General features: G+C 53.0%; 13 protein-coding genes and 1 pseudogene. 2 read left to right on the top strand and 12 right to left on the bottom strand.

The window, feature by feature from the left end; translation table 11 throughout:
- Positions 1-11: 11 nt before the first annotated feature.
- Together rtcA and rtcB are read right to left on the bottom strand one after the other, a co-directional pair.
- Positions 12-1,028: an RNA 3'-terminal phosphate cyclase gene (gene rtcA / locus KXD89_RS01495; protein ID WP_001335950.1), complete on the bottom strand. Its 1,017-nt coding sequence runs from the start codon at positions 1,026-1,028 to the stop codon at positions 12-14.
- Positions 1,029-1,031: 3 nt separating this feature from the next.
- A complete protein-coding gene (rtcB, locus tag KXD89_RS01490) occupies positions 1,032-2,258 on the bottom strand; it encodes an RNA-splicing ligase RtcB (RefSeq protein ID WP_001105504.1) in 1,227 nt (408 codons plus the stop codon).
- Between the two features lie 188 nt (positions 2,259-2,446).
- On the opposite strand from rtcB, the gene rtcR reads away from it, so the two are divergent.
- Positions 2,447-4,045 carry a DNA-binding transcriptional regulator RtcR gene (gene rtcR, locus KXD89_RS01485; RefSeq protein WP_001232948.1) on the top strand — a complete coding sequence of 533 codons (1,599 nt, stop codon included), beginning with the start codon at positions 2,447-2,449 and terminating at the stop codon, positions 4,043-4,045.
- On the opposite strand, the gene KXD89_RS01480 is transcribed toward rtcR, so the two are convergent.
- Genes KXD89_RS01480 through glpE form a run of 3 tightly spaced genes read right to left on the bottom strand, consistent with a single transcriptional unit; the run spans position 4,027 to position 6,003 of the window.
- On the bottom strand, positions 4,027-4,785 hold the full coding sequence (locus KXD89_RS01480) for a DeoR/GlpR family transcriptional regulator (RefSeq protein ID WP_045152757.1): 759 nt from the start codon (positions 4,783-4,785) through the stop codon (positions 4,027-4,029). The two genes, rtcR and KXD89_RS01480, sit on opposite strands and share 19 nt — an antisense overlap.
- A 16-nt stretch (positions 4,786-4,801) precedes the next feature.
- The gene (glpG, locus tag KXD89_RS01475; RefSeq protein ID WP_000928723.1) at positions 4,802-5,632 is read right to left on the bottom strand and encodes a rhomboid family intramembrane serine protease GlpG; all 831 of its coding nucleotides are present in this window, start codon (positions 5,630-5,632) and stop codon (positions 4,802-4,804) included.
- Between the two features lie 44 nt (positions 5,633-5,676).
- On the bottom strand, positions 5,677-6,003 hold the full coding sequence (glpE, locus tag KXD89_RS01470; RefSeq protein ID WP_000371928.1) for a thiosulfate sulfurtransferase GlpE: 327 nt from the start codon (positions 6,001-6,003) through the stop codon (positions 5,677-5,679).
- Positions 6,004-6,192: 189 nt separating this feature from the next.
- Here glpE and glpD point away from each other — a divergent pair, with 189 nt between their 5' ends.
- Positions 6,193-7,698, top strand: coding sequence for a glycerol-3-phosphate dehydrogenase (gene glpD, locus KXD89_RS01465; RefSeq protein ID WP_000448136.1), 1,506 nt, complete (start codon positions 6,193-6,195; stop codon positions 7,696-7,698).
- A gap of 268 nt (positions 7,699-7,966) precedes the next feature.
- Here glpD and yzgL read toward each other — a convergent pair.
- From yzgL to asd, 7 genes and pseudogenes are all read right to left on the bottom strand, one after another.
- Positions 7,967-8,188 (bottom strand): annotated as a pseudogene (yzgL, locus tag KXD89_RS01460) (protein YzgL); the annotation flags it as partial.
- Positions 8,189-8,313: 125 nt separating this feature from the next.
- On the bottom strand, positions 8,314-10,761 hold the full coding sequence (gene glgP / locus KXD89_RS01455) for a glycogen phosphorylase (RefSeq protein ID WP_000993449.1): 2,448 nt from the start codon (positions 10,759-10,761) through the stop codon (positions 8,314-8,316).
- Between the two features lie 18 nt (positions 10,762-10,779).
- A complete protein-coding gene (glgA, locus tag KXD89_RS01450) occupies positions 10,780-12,213 on the bottom strand; it encodes a glycogen synthase GlgA (RefSeq protein ID WP_001197646.1) in 1,434 nt (477 codons plus the stop codon).
- Positions 12,213-13,508: a glucose-1-phosphate adenylyltransferase gene (glgC, locus tag KXD89_RS01445; RefSeq protein WP_000253975.1), complete on the bottom strand. Its 1,296-nt coding sequence runs from the start codon at positions 13,506-13,508 to the stop codon at positions 12,213-12,215. Before glgC ends, glgA begins: the two co-directional genes overlap by 1 nt.
- A 17-nt stretch (positions 13,509-13,525) precedes the next feature.
- On the bottom strand, positions 13,526-15,499 hold the full coding sequence (gene glgX / locus KXD89_RS01440; RefSeq protein ID WP_000192523.1) for a glycogen debranching protein GlgX: 1,974 nt from the start codon (positions 15,497-15,499) through the stop codon (positions 13,526-13,528).
- Positions 15,496-17,682, bottom strand: a complete 2,187-nt coding sequence (gene glgB, locus KXD89_RS01435) for a 1,4-alpha-glucan branching enzyme (RefSeq protein WP_001283723.1) — start codon at positions 17,680-17,682, stop codon at positions 15,496-15,498. Before glgB ends, glgX begins: the two co-directional genes overlap by 4 nt.
- Positions 17,683-17,954: 272 nt before the next feature.
- The gene (gene asd, locus KXD89_RS01425; RefSeq protein WP_000799956.1) at positions 17,955-19,058 is read right to left on the bottom strand and encodes an aspartate-semialdehyde dehydrogenase; all 1,104 of its coding nucleotides are present in this window, start codon (positions 19,056-19,058) and stop codon (positions 17,955-17,957) included.
- Between the last annotated feature and the right edge of the window lie 95 nt (positions 19,059-19,153).

The raw sequence follows: 19,153 nt of genomic DNA, 5'->3' as shown, positions 1-19,153 counted from the left end.
ACATCTCTGCATCATTCAATGCTCACCCGCGTTACGCCATCTGTTTCTATCAAACTAAACCGCACCGGCAAGAAACGCTCCACCACCGCGATATTGGTCAGCAGATGGCATGAGGGATGGGCGACCGTAAATTCCCCCGCGCCCGCCAGCGCCATCGGTAGCACCAGTTGGTCAGCAAGATATTCCCCCACCGCCGCCGTGCTTGCCAGGTAGCGTTTCACCTCTTTCACCAACTGTGCCGCAACCACCTCGGCACTGACGCGCTTTTCACCGACGACAAAAAAGCGTTCGGTGATATTTTCACTTTCGACTTCAAGCGAGACGGTATTACCCGGCCCCTGGTCGCGCGGCAGGTTATGAATATTCTGTTCATGCAGGGAAAAACTCCCCGCCAGTGTAGCGATTTCACGCTCAGCAACATGGCGCGGCACACCAGCTAATAGAACTTCTCCACGCATCTGCACAATGTTCCCGCGCTCGCCAAGTTGCAAGGTGTTAAACGATGCCACGGGCGAGACTTCCGTTGCCACCACACCGCCTCCGGCAGGGTAAAAACCGTGGCGTAACAGCGTGGTTTGCTGATGAATTCCTATTTTCGCCAGCAGCGGCTCCAGCACCCGGCGGATAAAATCCGCAGGCGGCGCCGACGGGTTATCGGTGCCGCCGCTCACTTCAACACGCGAAGGTCCATCGGCAAACCACAGCGCGGGCAGCACCGTTTGCAGCACCAGCGTACAACTTCCGGCGCTACCGATAGCAAAGCGGTAATCGCCGCCGCGCACGGTGCCGGGCCGGAAGAGCAGACGCTGCGACCCCAGCTCCGCGCCTTCCACGGTTGCTCCGCAAATTTCCGTCGCCGCCTTTACCGCGGTCAGATGCTGGCGCAACAGCCCCGGTTTCGCCCGCCCGGCACGAATGCTGGTGATGGTAAATGGCTGGCCGGTTATCATCGACAGGCTCAGCGCCGAGCGCAGGATCTGCCCGCCACCTTCGCCCTGTGCGCCATCCAGCGCAATCATCCTTTTCATCATTTATCCTTTTACGCACACCACCTGACGCAGGGTATAGATAACTTCCACCAGATCGCTTTGTGCCGCCATCACCGCATCAATATCTTTATACGCCATCGGGATTTCGTCGATCACTTCGGCATCTTTACGGCATTCCACATGCGCGGTGGCACGAATTTGATCTTCCACGCTGAACAGTTTTTTCGCTTTAGTTCGGCTCATTACCCGCCCGGCACCGTGGCTGCACGAACAGAACGACTCTTCATTTCCCAGCCCACGGACGATAAAGCTTTTTGCTCCCATCGAACCGGGAATAATTCCATATTGACCAGCACGCGCAGACACCGCGCCTTTACGCGTCACGTAGATCTCTTCACCAAAGTGCTGTTCTTTTTGCACATAGTTGTGGTGACAGTTGATCTCTTCCATCGCCAGCGTTTGTGGCTGTCTGACCGTTTTCTGCGTAATGCTCTGCAATGCCGTTACCACGTTTTCCATCATCGCATCGCGGTTAAGGCTGGCAAAAAGCTGCGCCCAGGCCACGGCTTTCAGGTAATCATCAAAGTATTCCGTACCTTCCATAAAGTACGCCAGATCACGCGACGGCAACGTCTCAAGCGTTTCCTGCATCTCTTTTTGTGCCAGATCGATAAAGTAAGTCCCGATGGCGTTACCAATTCCGCGTGAACCGGAGTGCAGCATAATCCACACCTGGTCCGACTCATCAAGGCAGATTTCAATAAAGTGGTTACCGGTTCCCAGCGTTCCCAGGTGTTTATAGTTATTGGTATTCAGGAAACGGGGATATTTTTGCGTTAACCACTGATAACCGGCTTCAAGCTCAGCCCATTTAGCATCGACGTTAACAGGTGGATTTTCCCAGGCACCTTTATCACGTTTACAACGGCCAGTGGTACGCCCGTGCGGCACGGCCGTTTCAATCGCCTGACGCAGCTCTGCCAGGTTTTCAGGCAGGTCTTCCGCCGTTAACGCGGTACGCAGCGCGTTCATTCCACAGCCAATATCCACGCCCACCGCCGCCGGAATAATCGCCCCTTTGGTCGGGATCACGCTACCAATGGTGGAACCTTTACCCAGGTGTACATCAGGCATTACCGCAATATGTTTGAAAATAAACGGCATCTTCGCCGTATTAATAAGTTGCTGACGCGCATCGGCCTCTACCGGCACGCCTTTGGTCCACATTTTTACCGGGGCATTTTCAGTGGTCAGTAATTCGTAATTCATTTTGTTTTTCTCTTTTCGTTGTTTGCTGTCCTGATAATTGCAACCGTCGTGCCAGAAAATTAAATAAGCAGCTTAATTTTTTAATTCATTGTTTTAAAAAAGATTATATCTTTACGTCCGTAACCGGAGATTTCCCGCAAAGCCAATTTACCGATAATGAAATATCGTCTTTTATAAGGATATCTAAGATGCGTAAAACAGTGGCTTTTGGCTTTGTCGGTACCGTACTGGATTATGCCGGGCGCGGCAGTCAGCGCTGGTCAAAATGGCGTCCGACACTCTGTTTATGCCAGCAAGAATCGTTGGTCATCGATCGACTGGAATTGTTGCACGACGCCCGCTCGCGCTCGCTATTTGAAACGCTTAAACGCGATATCGCCAGCGTTTCGCCAGAAACAGAAGTGGTGAGCGTTGAGATTGAACTGCATAACCCGTGGGATTTCGAAGAGGTCTACGCCTGCCTGCATGATTTCGCCCGTGGTTACGAGTTTCAGCCAGAAAAAGAAGACTATTTAATTCACATCACCACCGGTACCCACGTCGCGCAGATTTGCTGGTTTCTGCTGGCAGAAGCGCGTTACCTGCCCGCCCGGCTGATACAATCTTCACCTCCGCGCAAAAAAGAACAGCCGCGCGGCCCAGGTGAAGTAACGATTATCGATCTCGATTTAAGCCGTTATAACGCCATCGCCAGCCGCTTTGCCGAGGAACGCCAGCAAACGCTTGATTTTCTTAAGTCCGGCATTGCCACGCGTAACCCCCACTTCAACCGCATGATTGAGCAGATCGAAAAAGTGGCGATCAAATCCCGCGCGCCGATTCTGCTTAACGGTCCAACCGGCGCGGGCAAGTCATTTCTGGCGCGACGCATCTTAGAGTTAAAACAGGCGCGGCATCAGTTTAGCGGCGCGTTTGTGGAAGTGAACTGCGCCACCCTGCGCGGCGATACCGCCATGTCGACGCTGTTTGGTCATGTAAAAGGCGCGTTTACCGGGGCGCGGGAATCTCGTGAAGGTTTATTACGCAGCGCCAACGGCGGAATGTTGTTTCTTGATGAGATTGGCGAACTGGGCGCAGACGAACAGGCAATGCTGCTGAAAGCCATTGAAGAGAAAACCTTTTACCCGTTTGGCAGCGATCGCCAGGTGAGCAGTGATTTTCAGCTTATCGCCGGAACGGTGCGCGATTTGCGCCAGCTGGTTGCCGAAGGCAAATTTCGCGAAGATCTGTACGCGCGGATCAATCTCTGGACCTTCACCCTGCCGGGTCTACGCCAGCGCCAGGAAGATATTGAACCGAACCTGGATTATGAAGTGGAGCGCCACGCCTCACTCACTGGCGACAGCGTGCGTTTTAACACCGAAGCGCGGCGCGCCTGGTTGGCTTTTGCGACCTCTCCCCAGGCAACATGGCGCGGTAACTTTCGCGAACTTTCTGCCAGCGTCACGCGGATGGCCACCTTTGCCACTAGCGGACGCATCACTCTGGACGTGGTTGAAGATGAGATAAACCGTCTGCGCTATAACTGGCAGGAGAGCCGCCCCTCCGCGCTTACGGCGTTGCTGGGCGCAGAGGCAGAAAACATCGATCTCTTCGACCGTATGCAACTGGAACACGTTATCGCTATCTGCCGCCAGGCAAAGTCGCTTTCCGCAGCCGGACGCCAGCTTTTTGACGTTTCGCGCCAGGGCAAAGCCAGCGTCAATGACGCGGATCGGCTACGCAAATACCTGGCGCGTTTTGGTCTGACGTGGGAAGCCGTGCAGGATCAGCACAGCTCCAGTTGAATATGGTGGTCCGTCAGCACCTGCATCACGCTTACTGGCGGCGGGGCGTCGGTGTAGACGGCATCTACCATGCTGATGCTGCCCATATTGACCATCGCGTTACGGCCAAATTTCGAGTGATCGACAACCAGCATAACGTGGCGCGAGTTCTCAATAATGGCGCGTTTGGTGCGAACTTCGTGGTAATCGAACTCCAGCAGCGAGCCGTCGCTATCGATGCCGCTTATCCCCAGAATGCCGAAATCAAGGCGGAACTGGGAGATAAAATCGAGCGTCGCTTCGCCAATGATCCCGCCATCGCGGCTGCGTAATTCGCCACCGGCGAGAATGATGCGAAAATCTTCTTTTACCATCAACGTGTTAGCAACGTTGAGATTGTTGGTGACAATGCGCAAATTGCTGTGATTGAGCAGTGCGTGCGCTACCGCTTCCGGCGTGGTGCCGATATCGATAAACAGCGTCGAGCCATTGGGGATTTGCTCCGCCACTTTGCGGGCGATGCGCTCTTTTTCTTCGGTCTGGGTGGCCTTGCGATCGTGCCACGGCGTGTTAACCGAACTGGAAGGCAGCGCCGCAGCGCCATGATGGCGCAGGATCAGGTTTTGCTCCGCCAGCTCATTGAGGTCGCGGCGAATAGTCTGCGGGCTGACGGAGAAATGCTCTACCAGCTCTTCGGTACTGACATAACCCTGCTGTTTAACCAGTTCGATAATACCGTTGTGACGTTGTGTTTGTTTCATTTATAAATCCCTGGAATTATTTTCGTTTTCGCGCATTGAGCGAATCAACAAAAGCCATCGCTAAACCCACGGCTAACCCGGCGATGTGTGCTCCGTTCGCCATCGACATCCCAAACAAATCAAACCATCCGGCGACAATCCAGATCAGCGCAAAGATAATTAACCCACGTTGCAGGTAAATGCCACTTTGCGGATCGCGTTCGCCACGTAGCCAGACGTAGCCCATCAGCGCATACACCACGCCAGAAAGCCCGCCAAACCACGGCCCGCTGAATTTTTGCTGCACATAGCCGCTTAACAGGGCGCTGATAAGCGTAATGACAATTAGCTTACCGCTACCGAGGCGTTTTTCCACCGCACCGCCGAGATACCACCACCAGAGCAGGTTAAAGAGGATATGCATCAGCGAGAAGTGCATTAACGCGTGGGTGAAGTAACGCCAGAACTCAAATTTCAGTGTTGGATCGAATGGCCAGGCCAGCCATAACATCACTTCCTGATCGCCGAGAATTTGCATGGCAATAAACACCACCACGCAGGCGATCATCATCACCCAGGTTACCGGACCTGCGCGTTCACGCAAGGCGGCAAAGAAAGGATAACGGCGATAATGCAGGCCACTGCCGGTATGGCCTGCCTGCCAGCTCGCCGCCAGATAACGCGGATCTGCCGGGTTTTCGAGAAAACGCGCCAGCTCCGCCCGTACGCGCTCGGCCTGGGACTCATCCGCCAGCCAGACATCGCTTTGGTTATGTTGTTGAATCGTGAGGATAACACCCTGCGTCGCCATGTAATCAACAAACGCCTGCGCCACGCGGGGGTTAGCAAAAGAGGTAATCATCAACATCGTTGCTGTCGCTTATTCCACACAAAAGGGGACAGTATAAAGCGTTACGCGCCGTACGCCACCTCTGCGGGAAACTGACGTTGCCAGGCTTCAAAGCCGCCGTCAATGCTATAGACCACATCGTAGCCCTGTTGCAGCAGATACTGCGCCGCGCCTTTGCTGCTATTGCCGTGATAACACATCACCATCACCGGAGTGTCAAAGTCGTTATCACGCATAAAAGCGCCCAGCGTGTCGTTGGTTAAATGGAAAGCCTGCACCGCATGTCCCATTGCGAAACTCTGTGGATCGCGAATATCGACCAGCACCGCCTCTTTTTCCTGCAACTTCTGGTGCGCGTCGGCAACGTTAATACATTCGAACTGATCCATGCGTCTCTCTTTCTTTACAAACAAGTGGGCAAATTTACCGCACAGTTTACGTCGAAGCGGCAGATAAACGCCATAATGTTATACATATCACTCTAAAATGTTTTTTCAATGTTACCTAAAGCGCGATTCTTTGCTAATATGTTCGATAACGAACATTTATGAGCTTTAACGAAAGTGAATGAGGGCAGCATGGAAACCAAAGATCTGATTGTGATAGGGGGCGGCATCAATGGTGCTGGTATCGCGGCAGACGCCGCTGGACGCGGTTTATCCGTGCTGATGCTGGAGGCGCAGGATCTCGCTTGCGCGACCTCTTCCGCCAGTTCAAAACTCATTCACGGTGGCCTGCGCTACCTTGAGCACTATGAATTCCGCCTGGTCAGCGAGGCGCTGGCTGAACGTGAAGTGCTGCTGAAAATGGCCCCGCATATCGCCTTCCCGATGCGTTTTCGCCTGCCACATCGTCCGCATCTGCGCCCGGCGTGGATGATTCGCATTGGTCTGTTTATGTACGATCATCTGGGTAAACGCACCAGCTTGCCGGGATCAACTGGTTTGCGTTTTGGCGCAAATTCAGTGTTAAAACCGGAAATTAAGCGCGGATTCGAATATTCTGACTGTTGGGTAGACGACGCCCGTCTGGTACTCGCCAACGCCCAGATGGTGGTGCGTAAAGGCGGCGAAGTGCTTACTCGGACTCGCGCCACCTCTGCTCGCCGCGAAAACGGCCTGTGGATTGTGGAAGCGGAAGATATCGATACCGGCAAAAAATATAGCTGGCAAGCGCGCGGCTTGGTTAACGCCACCGGCCCGTGGGTGAAACAGTTCTTCGACGACGGGATGCATCTGCCTTCGCCTTATGGCATTCGCCTGATCAAAGGCAGCCATATTGTGGTGCCGCGCGTGCATACCCAGAAGCAAGCCTACATTCTGCAAAACGAAGATAAACGTATTGTGTTCGTGATCCCGTGGATGGACGAGTTTTCCATCATCGGCACTACCGATGTCGAGTACAAAGGCGATCCGAAAGCGGTGAAGATTGAAGAGAGTGAAATCAATTACCTGCTGAATGTGTATAACACGCACTTTAAAAAGCAGTTAAGCCGTGACGATATCGTCTGGACCTACTCCGGTGTGCGTCCGCTGTGTGATGATGAGTCCGACTCGCCGCAGGCTATTACCCGTGATTACACCCTTGATATTCATGATGAAAATGGCAAAGCACCGCTGCTGTCGGTATTCGGCGGTAAGCTGACCACCTACCGAAAACTGGCGGAACATGCGCTGGAAAAACTAACGCCGTATTATCAGGGTATTGGCCCGGCATGGACGAAAGAGAGTGTGCTACCGGGTGGCGCCATTGAAGGCGACCGCGACGATTATGCCGCTCGCCTGCGCCGCCGCTATCCGTTCCTGACTGAATCGCTGGCGCGTCATTACGCTCGCACTTACGGCAGCAACAGCGAGCTGCTGCTCGGCAATGCGGGAACGGTAAGCGATCTCGGGGAAGATTTCGGTCATGAGTTCTACGAAGCGGAGCTGAAATACCTGGTGGATCACGAATGGGTCCGCCGCGCCGACGACGCCCTGTGGCGTCGCACAAAACAAGGCATGTGGCTAAATGCGGATCAACAATCTCGTGTGAGTCAGTGGCTGGTGGAGTATACGCAGCAGAGGTTATCGCTGGCGTCGTAAATTAACGTAAGGTGATCAGGTCAGATTTCAATCTGGCCTGAGACTGATGACAAACACAAAACTGCCTGATGCGCTACGCTTATCAGGCCTACGTGGTTTATGCAATATATTGAATTTGCATGGTCTTGTAGGCCAGATAAGACGTTCACGTCGCATCCGGCATGAACAAAGCGCACTTTGTCAAAAATCTAACCTACTTTTTAATTCAGGGAATTACCGCAAAGCCCACGCCATCATACCCAACGTAACAAAACTCAGGCACGTTCCCCACTCGCCCCGAGAAAAATAGCATTAATGCGCCCAGCGCCAGCATAAAAATTTTGAGCAGAAGGTAAATTGTTGGCGTGATAAGGATATTACAAACTTCAATAATACCGGCAAGTCCGACACCCAGCATGGCAATAACCACCGCCAAAAATTGCGCCAGTATGGGGATGCCGAAAAAAGTCATTACCAGCGAGGTCAAAATCCATTTTCTGTTTTGCATTATTCTTTCCATTCTTTTTGAATGGTGAAATTATACTCCCCGAGTCCCCTTGCCCCTTCTGGACACTTTTCCGAAATGATGGCGGAAAAAAACGGGACCCTTTGGCCCCGTTCTATTTATTGGTGAACTTACAATCTCACCGGATCGATATGCCAGATATGATCGGCGTACTCTTTGATAGTACGGTCAGAAGAGAAGTAGCCCATATTGGCAATGTTCAGCATCGCTTTTGCGGTCCACTCTTCCTGAAGCTCGTAGAGTTCATCGACTTTATCCTGACAATCGACATAGCTGCGATAATCCGCCAGTACCTGGTAGTGATCGCCGAAGTTGATCAGCGAATCAACCAGATCGCGATAGCGACCCGGATCTTCCGGACTGAATACACCGCTGCCGATTTGCGTCAGCACCTGATGCAGCTCCTCATCTTTCTCGTAGTATTCACGCGGTTTGTAGCCCTGACGACGCAGTTCTTCCACTTCTTCCGCTGTGTTACCAAAAATAAAGATATTGTCAGCACCGACATGATCCAGCATCTCGACATTCGCACCGTCCAACGTACCGATAGTCAGCGCACCGTTAAGCGCAAACTTCATGTTACTGGTGCCGGAAGCTTCCGTCCCTGCCAGCGAAATCTGTTCAGACAGATCTGCCGCCGGAATGATCAACTGCGCCAGGCTAACGCTGTAGTTCGGGATGAACACGACTTTCAGCTTATCGCCAATCTGCGGATCGTTGTTGATCACTTTCGCTACGTCATTGATCAAATGAATAATGTGCTTCGCCATGTAATAGGCCGAAGCCGCCTTACCGCCAAAAATATTCACGCGCGGTACCCACTTCGCATCCGGGTCGGCCTTGATGCGGTTATAGCGGGTAATCACATGCAACACATTCATCAATTGACGTTTGTATTCGTGAATACGTTTGATTTGTACATCGAACAACGCCTTTGGATTCACCACCACATTCAGCTGCTGGGCGATATACTCTGCCAGACGCTTTTTGTTCTCCAGCTTCGCCTGATGCACAGCGTGATTAACCATTGGGAAATCACAGTGTTGTTGCAGCTCATTAAGCAGGCTAAGGTCGGTGCGCCAGTTACGGCCCAGGTGTTCGTCCAGCACGGCTGAAAGCGATGGGTTCGCTACCGCCAGCCAGCGACGCGGCGTCACACCGTTGGTGACGTTGGTGAAACGACCCGGGAAGATTTTCGCAAAGTCGGCAAACAACGATTGCACCATCAGATTAGAGTGCAGTTCCGATACACCGTTAACTTTGTGGCTCACAACAACCGCCAGCCAGGCCATACGCACACGACGACCGTTGGATTCATCAATGATCGACGCCCGTCCCAGCAGATCGGTATCGTTCGGATACTGTTCCTGCAAGGTTTTCAGGAAATAGTCGTTGATTTCAAAGATGATCTGCAGGTGACGCGGCAGAATTTTACCCAGCATATCAACCGGCCAGGTTTCCAGCGCCTCGCTCATCAGCGTGTGGTTAGTGTAGGAGAAGACCTGACAACACACCTCAAACGCGTCGTCCCAGCTAAATTGGTGCTCATCGATCAGCAGACGCATCATCTCAGGAATCGACAGTACCGGATGGGTATCATTGAGATGAATCGCGATTTTATCCGCCAGGTTATCGTAGGTTTTATGCAACTGATAATGGCGGCTTAAAATGTCCTGAATGGTCGAGGAAACCAGGAAGTATTCCTGACGCAGGCGCAGCTCACGCCCGGAGTAGGTGGAGTCATCCGGATACAGTACGCGAGATACGTTCTCGGAGTGGTTTTTATCTTCCACTGCCGCGAAGTAGTCACCCTGGTTGAATTTACCGAGGTTAATTTCGCTACTGGCTTGCGCACTCCACAAACGCAGCGTGTTGGTCGCGTCGGTGTCGTAACCAGGGATTATCTGATCGTAAGCGACTCCCAGAATCTCTTCGGTTTCAATCCAGCGCGTTTTTTTACCTTCCTGCTGAATGCGACCGCCAAAACGGACTTTATAGCGCGTGTTGTGGCGTTTGAATTCCCACGGGTTACCGTATTCCAGCCAGTAGTCTGGCGACTCTTTCTGGCTACCGTTAACGATGTTCTGCTTGAACATACCGTAGTCATAGCGGATGCCGTAACCGCGCCCCGGCAACCCTAACGTCGCCAGAGAATCAAGGAAGCAAGCCGCCAGACGTCCCAGGCCACCGTTACCGAGGCCTGGGTCATTTTCTTCATCAATCAGCTCTTCGAGATTTAACCCCATCGCTTCCAGTGCGCCCTGTACATCTTCGTAAATTCCTAGCGACAACATGGCGTTGGAGAGCGTACGGCCAATCAAAAACTCCATCGACAGGTAGTAAACCTGACGAGTTTCTTGCGACAACTGGGCACGGTTTGAACGTAACCAGCGCTCCACGAGACGATCGCGCACAGCAAATAACGTTGCGTTCAGCCATTCATGTTTATTGGCGACGACCGGGTCCTTTCCAATCGTAAACATCAGCTTGTAAGCGATAGAGTGCTTAAGAGCTTCTACGCTAAGCGTGGGCGATGAATATGTAAACGGAGCATTCATATAGGCGTTTCCTGAAAACTATTTCAAGCGATAGTAAAGCTCACGGTACGACTTCGCCGCGACCTGCCAGCTAAAATCCATTGCCATAGCCTGACGTTGCACAAACCGCCACAGTGAAGGACGGGACCACAGTACAAAAGCACGTCGAATAGCCCGTAACAGCGACCAGGCATTACTATCTTCAAAGACAAACCCACTGGCGACGCCATCTGCAAGGTTCTCAAGAGAACAGTCAGAAACCGTATCAGCAAGCCCACCGGTGCGCCGCACTAACGGCAGCGTACCGTACTTCAATCCATAAAGTTGCGTTAAGCCGCACGGTTCAAAACGGCTGGGCACCAGAATGACGTCCGCGCCGCCCATAATGCGATGCGAAAATGCTTCGTGATAGCCAATCTGAACGCCCACCTGACCGGGGTATTCCGCTGCCGCCGCAAGGAAACCTTCCTGCAGCACCGGATCGCCCGCGCCGAGTAGCGCCAGCTGCCCGCCCTGCTCCAGAAGACCCGGTAAGGCTTCCAGCACCAGGTCGAGACCTTTCTGGCTGGTCAGACGGCTCACCACTGCAAAAAGCGGCACTTTATCGTCAACCTTAAGCCCCATTGCGATTTGTAACTGGCGCTTATTTTCCGCTTTATCTTCCAACGTATCGCGGGTGTAACGCGAGGCCAACAGTAAGTCCGTCTCTGGACTCCAGATTTTCTCGTCCACGCCGTTCAGTACGCCGGAAAGACGCCCTTCACGGTGACGCTGTTGCAACAGACCTTCCATACCGTAGGCAAACTGCGGTTCGGTGATCTCGCGAGCGTAGGTTGGACTGACCGCCGTAATGTGATCGGCATAGTACAGACCGGCCTTCAGGAAAGAGATTTGTCCGTTGAATTCCAGCCCATGAATATTAAAGAATGACCATGGCAATTGGATGTCATTCATGTGATGTGCATAAAACATGCCTTGATAGGCCAGGTTGTGCACAGTAAACACCGACTTCGCCGGACGCCCGCGCGCCGCCAGATACGCAGGCGCAAGGCCTGCATGCCAGTCGTGCGCATGCACCACATCAGGACGCCAGAATGGGTCAAGCCCGCTGGCCATTTCTGCCCCAACCCACCCCAGCAGCGCAAAACGCAATACGTTGTCGGTATAGGCAAATAAGTTGGTATCGTGATACGGGCTTCCCGGACGATCATAGAGATGCGGCGCGTCAATCAGGTAAATGCCAACCCCGTTGTAATGACCGAACAACAGCGTGATATGTCCGGCGAAGGTATCACGACGGGATACTACCTGCGCATCGGTCACGCCACGGCGAATATCGGGAAATGCAGGCAACAGTACGCGAGCGTCAACGCCGTCTGCGATTTGTGCTGCGGGTAATGCCCCAATAACATCAGCCAGACCGCCGGTTTTAAGCAGCGGGAACATCTCTGAACATACATGTAAAACCTGCATTATCGCTCCTGTTTATGCCCTAACTTCCGTAGCATTTCGCGCGTTACCAGCACGATGCCTTCTTCTGAACGATAGAAACGACGTGCATCTTCCTCTGCGTTTTCACCAATCACCATGCCTTCCGGAATAACACAAGCACGATCGATGACGCAGCGGCGCAGACGGCACGAGCGACCTACCCATACTTCCGGTAACAATACGGCGGAATCAATGTTGCAGAATGAATTCACGCGAACGCGCGAGAACAGAACGGACTGCACCACCACCGAACCGGAGATCACACAACCGCCGGAAACCAGTGAGTTAAGGGTCATCCCGTGGCTACCGGAGCGATCCTGCACGAATTTCGCTGGCGGTAATGATTCATTGTAGGTGCGAATTGGCCAATTGCGATCGTACATATCCAGTTCCGGCACCACAGAGGCCAGATCGAGGTTCGCTTTCCAGTAAGCTTCCAGCGTACCCACATCGCGCCAGTACGGCTCGGCATCCGGGTCGGATTGTACGCAAGAGAGCGGGAACGGGTGCGCATAGGCCAGACCGGCTTCGGTGATCTTGGGAATCAAATCTTTGCCAAAGTCGTGGCTGGAGTTCTCATCGCGATCGTCTTCTTCCAGCAGTTCATACAGATAGTCGGCGTCAAAGACGTAGATACCCATACTCGCCAGAGATTTGCTCGGATCGTTCGGCATTGACGGCGGGTTAGCAGGTTTTTCAACGAATTCGATAATTTTATCGTTCTCATCAACCGCCATAACGCCAAATGCGGAGGCTTCTTCAATCGGTACTGGCATACAAGCAACGGTGCAACGTGCGCCTTTTTCGACGTGATCGATAAGCATACGCGAGTAGTCTTGCTTGTAGATATGGTCGCCCGCCAGGATCACCACGTATTCCGCTTTATAACGGCGGATAATGTCGAGGTTTTGGGTGACCGCATCTGCGGTGCCGCGATACCAGTTTTCCCCTTTCATTCTCTGCTGTGCTGGCAGCAGATCGACAAACTCGTTCATTTCTTCATTGAAGAATGACCAGCCGCGCTGAATGTGCTGCACCAGAGTGTGGGACTGGTACTGGGTGATCACGCCCATACGACGGATCCCGGAGTTGATGCAGTTAGACAGCGCAAAGTCGATAATGCGGAACTTACCGCCGAAGTGTACGGCCGGTTTTGCTCGCTTATTGGTTAAATCCTTCAGGCGGGTACCACGTCCTCCCGCCAGTATCAGGGCAACAGATTTCAATGGCAGCTGGCGCGCCAACATTAAGTGATCGTTCTTCTCTAAACTAACCATGACTAACTCCTTTTTTATCATCTCTGGAACACACACAATCCGTGTGCAGGTCCCTGCCAGACAGCCGTAATCACTGGGTTATCCTCTCCAGCGAATGGGGGAATGGCGTGCCACTCCCCAGCAGGTAAAACAATCTCTGTTACCTCAAGCGTGGCGTTAATTGCGATCAAAAAGCGATCCGAGAGCAGAATTTGCAGCTGTTTCGGCCCGTTTTGCCACTCATCCGTGCTTAAAGGTTGAGCATATCGATTTAGCCAACGGACATTGCCGTCGCCTTCTTCCCACCAGCGATTCTCCACCAAAGCGGGAATGCGCTTGCGCAGATGGATTAACGCGGCGGTAAATGCGGTTAAACCACTGCTTGCCTGCGACCAGTCCAACCAGGTTAATTGGTTATCCTGACAGTAGGCATTGTTATTGCCATGCTGGCTGTGACCATGTTCGTCACCGGCCAGTAACATCGGCGTACCCTGGGAGAGCAACAACGTTGTTAACAGGGCGTGAATGCTGTCGCGCCGCCGTTCAACCAGGTCAAGAGAACCGCCTAACCCTTCTTTACCATGATTGTTACTGTAATTGTTGTTGGTCCCGTCGCGATTTTCTTCTCCGTTTGCTTCATTGTGTTTATGGTTGAAGCAAACGCAGTCGCGAAGCGTAAAACCGTCATGCGCGGTGACGAGATTAATCGCGGCACTCGGCAGACGACCATTACGTTTAAAAACATCGCTGGAGGCAGCAAAACGCCCGGCAAACGCCCCCAGAGGCAAATCATAATGTAGCCAGAAACGACGGGCAGCATCGCGGAAATGATCGTTCCACTCGGCAAACAGCGGCGGGAAATTTCCCACCTGATAACCACCAGGAGCGATATCCCACGGTTCAGCAATTAACTTCACCTGCGAGAGCACCGGGCAGTTCTGGATAGCGGTAAACAACGGCGCATCCTGACGGAACTCTGGCGTACGGCCCATGACTGCCGCCAGATCAAAGCGGAAACCATCGACGTGGCAGGTTTCTACCCAATAACGCAGGCAGGCGCTGGCATAATCCACCACCGCCGGATGACTCAAATTGAGCGTGTTGCCGCAACCGGTCCAGTTGTGATAATCGCCGTCTTCTCTTATCCAATAATAGCTACGGTTATCGATCCCACGCAGCGAGAATAACGGGCCGTCGAGGTCCAGTTCCGCACTATGGTTGAGCACGATATCAAGAATGACTTCGATACCCGCTTTATGCAGTGCTTTGATTGCATCGCGAAACTCATCCAGCGCCGTTTCTGGCGAGCAGGCATACGCCGGATGCAGCGCAAACATCGCCACCGGGTTGTAACCCCAGTAGTTACTTAGCCCCATGCGTTGCAGACGTGGTTCACTGGCAAACTGCGCCACTGGCAGCAGTTCCAGCGCGGTAATGCCCAATTGTTTCAAATAGTTGATCATCACCGGATGCCCGAGGGCTTTATAAGTGCCACGGATCTCGACCGGGATCTCCGGGTGCAAGTACGTTAATCCTTTGACATGGGCTTCATAAATGATGGTGCTGCCCCACGGCGTGCGCGGCGGGGCATCATCTTCCCAGTCATAGTGATCAACCACCACTACGCATTTCGGCGCAATGGCGGCGTTGTCGCGATAGTCAGGTTCATTATGACCGGCGTGCAGCAGCGGGTTATCTTTAAACTCCCCGTCAATTTGCCGCGCGCAAGGATCAATCAACAACTTCGCCGGGTTAAAGCGATGCCCCTCGGCGGGTTGCCAGGGGCCATGAACGCGATAACCATAACGCAAACCCGGGCGCGCATCCGGCAGATAACCGTGCCAAATGTCGCCACTGTGCCCTGGCAAGTCATAGCGATGTTCCTGGCCATTGGCGTCAAAGACACACAGTTCTACCCGCTCGGCATGAGCGGAGAAAAGTGTGAAGTTGACGCCCTGACCGTCGTAATGCGCGCCGAGGGGAGCGGGTTTGCCAATGGCGAGTTGTGTCATTCTGCCTCCCGAACCAGCCAGATAGTGGCCAGCGGTGGTAGCGTCAGGCTTAGTGAATGCTGACGACCGTGGCTGGCAATCTCATCGCTGTGTACCGTGCCGCCATTGCCTGCATTACTGCCGTGATAGTGCATGGAATCGGTATTGAGGATTTCACGCCATTTGCCCGGCTGGTTTATGCCGAAGCGATAATCATGACGCGGTACCGGCGTAAAGTTACTGGCAACGATGATTTCGTTACCCTCTTTATCGCGACGCACAAAGATCAGCACCGAGCGTTCTTTGTCATCCACCACCAGCCATTCAAAGCCGTACGGGTCAAAATCCAGTTCATGCATTGCTTTATGGTGGCGGTAGGTGAGGTTCAGATCGCGCACCAGACGCTGGACACCGTGGTGCCAGTTATCGCCGCCTTCCAACAGATGCCAGTCGAGGCTGGCGTCATGGTTCCACTCGCGGCCCTGGGCAAATTCGTTACCCATGAACAGTAGTTTCTTGCCCGGGAATGCCCACATCCAGCCATAGTAGGCGCGCAGGTTCGCGAATTTCTGCCATGCGTCGCCCGGCATGCGGTCGAGAATCGATTTTTTACCGTGGACCACTTCATCATGCGACAACGGCAGGACGAAGTTTTCAGTGTAGTTGTAGAGAATCCCGAAGGTCAGTTTATCGTGATGATACTGACGATAAACCGGGTCGAGCTTCATGTAGTCCAGGGTGTCATGCATCCAGCCGAGGTTCCACTTGTACCAGAAGCCCAGACCGCCCATATCCTGCGGACGAGAAACGCCAGGGAAATCGGTAGACTCCTCAGCCATTGTCACCGCACCGGAAACCTGCTCACCAAGAATACGGTTGGTATTACGCAAGAATTCAATCGCTTCAAGATTCTCGCGCCCGCCAAATTCGTTCGGGATCCACTCCCCCTCTTTACGGCTGTAGTCGCGATAAATCATTGACGCCACCGCATCGACGCGCAGCGCATCAATACCAAAACGTTCAATCCAGTAAAGCGCGTTACCGACGAGGAAGTTACTGACTTCACGGCGACCATAGTTGTAGATCAGCGTGTTCCAGTCCTGATGATAGCCTTCACGCGGATCGCTGTGTTCATACAAGTTCGTGCCATCAAATTCGGCAAGCGCAAAGTCATCAGTCGGGAAGTGGCCTGGCACCCAGTCGAGAATCACGTTCAGACCAGCTGCGTGTGCGGCATCAATGAAATAACGGAAGTCGTCGCGAGTACCAAAACGGCGGGTTGGCGCATACAGGCCGGTTGGCTGATAACCCCAACTGCCATCGAAGGGATGCTCGTTAATGGGCAGTAGTTCGAGGTGGGTAAAGCCCATCCATTTAGCATAAGGCACCAGTTGATCGGCCAGCTCGCGGTAGCTCAACCAGAAATTGTTGTCGGTGTGGCGACGCCAGGAACCCAGGTGAACTTCATAAATAGAGATTGGCGCATCAAACTGATTCGCTTTTTTGCGCTCTTCAGTCTGTACAACCTTTTCCGGCAGCCCGCAAATAAGAGACGCGGTTTCCGGGCGCATTTGCGCTTCAAAGGCATAAGGGTCGGACTTCAGACGCAAGTTGCCATTGGCATCAATCATCTCGTATTTATAGAGCTGACCGTTATGCGCCCCAGGGATAAACAGTTCCCAGATGCCGCTCTCTTTACGCAGGCGCATCGGGTGACGGCGACCGTCCCAGTAGTTGAATTGCCCAACCACCGAGACCCGACGGGCGTTTGGAGCCCAGACAGAGAAACGCGTACCTGTGACGCCATCCATAGTATCTGCATGCGCGCCTAAGGTTTCATACGGGCGCAGGTGAGTACCTTCAGATAATAGCCAGGCATCCATTTCCTGGATTAGCGGACCAAAACGGTAAGGATCATCAATCAGGTTTTGCTGACCATGCCAGACAACAGCCAACTGATAGCGGAAAAAATTCTTACGTCGCGGAATGACGCCGCTAAAGAATCCCCGTGAGTCGAGACACTCCAGTTTTGCGAGTTTGCGCCCGGTTTTCGGTTCAATCACCCACACATCGGTAGCGTCGGGTAAAAGGGCACGGACTTCCAGTCCCGCGGTGGTTTTATGCATTCCCAGTACGGAAAAAGGATCCGCAAAATGGCCTGCAATTAGCGCGTTAATCACGTCTCTATCGATACGATCGGACATGCTTGTCTTCCTGTTTTATTGTGTCACCCCATCCAATTGGATTTTTGACTTCTGGTTGTGACATTTTTTTGACCTGAACGGCGCAGCACTCTGTGCATCCTCTCTGCGTCGTCCTCACTTCAGGTAAGGCTGTGAATACTCATGTATTCAGCCACCCTTAAAGAATAGCCAATGCTCTATTTAACTCCCGGTAAATCATGAAACATCTGCGCTTACTCCTGTATTACGCACTAACAGGGGCGGCATCGCGCCCCAGATTTAATGAATAAAGATTACGCCAGTTGACGAAGCATCCGACGCAGCGGCTCCGCGGCCCCCCACAGCAGCTGGTCGCCCACGGTAAAGGCTGACAGGAACTCTGGTCCCATATTCAGCTTACGCAGGCGGCCTACCGGCGTGGTCAGCGTGCCGGTAACGGCAGCTGGGGTTAGCTCACGCATAGTGATTTCCCGATCGTTCGGAACGACTTTCGCCCACGGATTGTGCGCAGCCAGCAGTTCTTCCACGGTCGGAATAGACACATCTTTTTTCAATTTAATAGTGAATGCCTGGCTGTGGCAGCGCAATGCCCCGACACGCACACATAAACCATCTACCGGAATTACGGAAGATGTGTTGAGGATCTTGTTGGTTTCCGCCTGCCCTTTCCACTCTTCGCGGCTCTGACCGTTATCGAGCTGTTTGTCGATCCACGGAATCAGGCTACCCGCCAGCGGCACGCCAAAGTTATCCACCGGCAGCTCACCGCTACGGGTTAAGGTTGTGACTTTGCGTTCGATATCGAGAATAGCAGAGGACGGGGTCGCGAGTTCATCTGCCACATGGCCATACAGATGGCCCATCTGGGTTAATAACTCACGCATATGTCGCGCACCACCGCCGGAAGCGGCCTGGTAGGTTGCAACGGACACCCAATCAACAAGATCATTGGCGAATAAACCACCCAACGACATCAACATCAGGCTTACGGTACAGTTACCGCCAACAAAAGTCCTGATGCCATTATTTAATCCGTCGGTAATGACGTCCTGATTGACGGGGTCAAGAATGATGATGGCGTCATCTTTCATGCGCAGAGACGATGCTGCGTCAATCCAGTAACCTTGCCATCCGCTTTCACGAAGCTTTGGATAGATTTCGTTGGTATAATCGCCGCCCTGACAGGTCACAATGATATCGAGGGCCTTTAGCGCCTCCAGATCAAAGGCATCCTGAAGTGTGCCAGTGGTTCCGCCAAAAGACGGCGCAGCCTGGCCAAGCTGAGAAGTAGAAAAGAAGACAGGGCGAATGGCGTCGAAGTCGCGCTCTTCAACCATGCGTTGCATGAGAACGGAGCCGACCATACCGCGCCAGCCGATAAAACCAACATTTTTCATAAGCGTTTTTTTCCTGCAAAGATGTGTGCTGTATAAATGTGCCGGTCTCCTCTTGGCACATCTTTCACCATACAAAAAGCAGCCAAAGTCGCAAG

The sequence above is a fragment of the Escherichia sp. TC-EC600-tetX4 genome, assembly GCF_019356055.1.
In the GTDB taxonomy this organism is placed as follows: domain Bacteria; phylum Pseudomonadota; class Gammaproteobacteria; order Enterobacterales; family Enterobacteriaceae.
The sequence above is the reverse complement of the archived record's forward strand: the minus strand, read 5'-3'. Positions and strand labels throughout refer to the sequence as shown.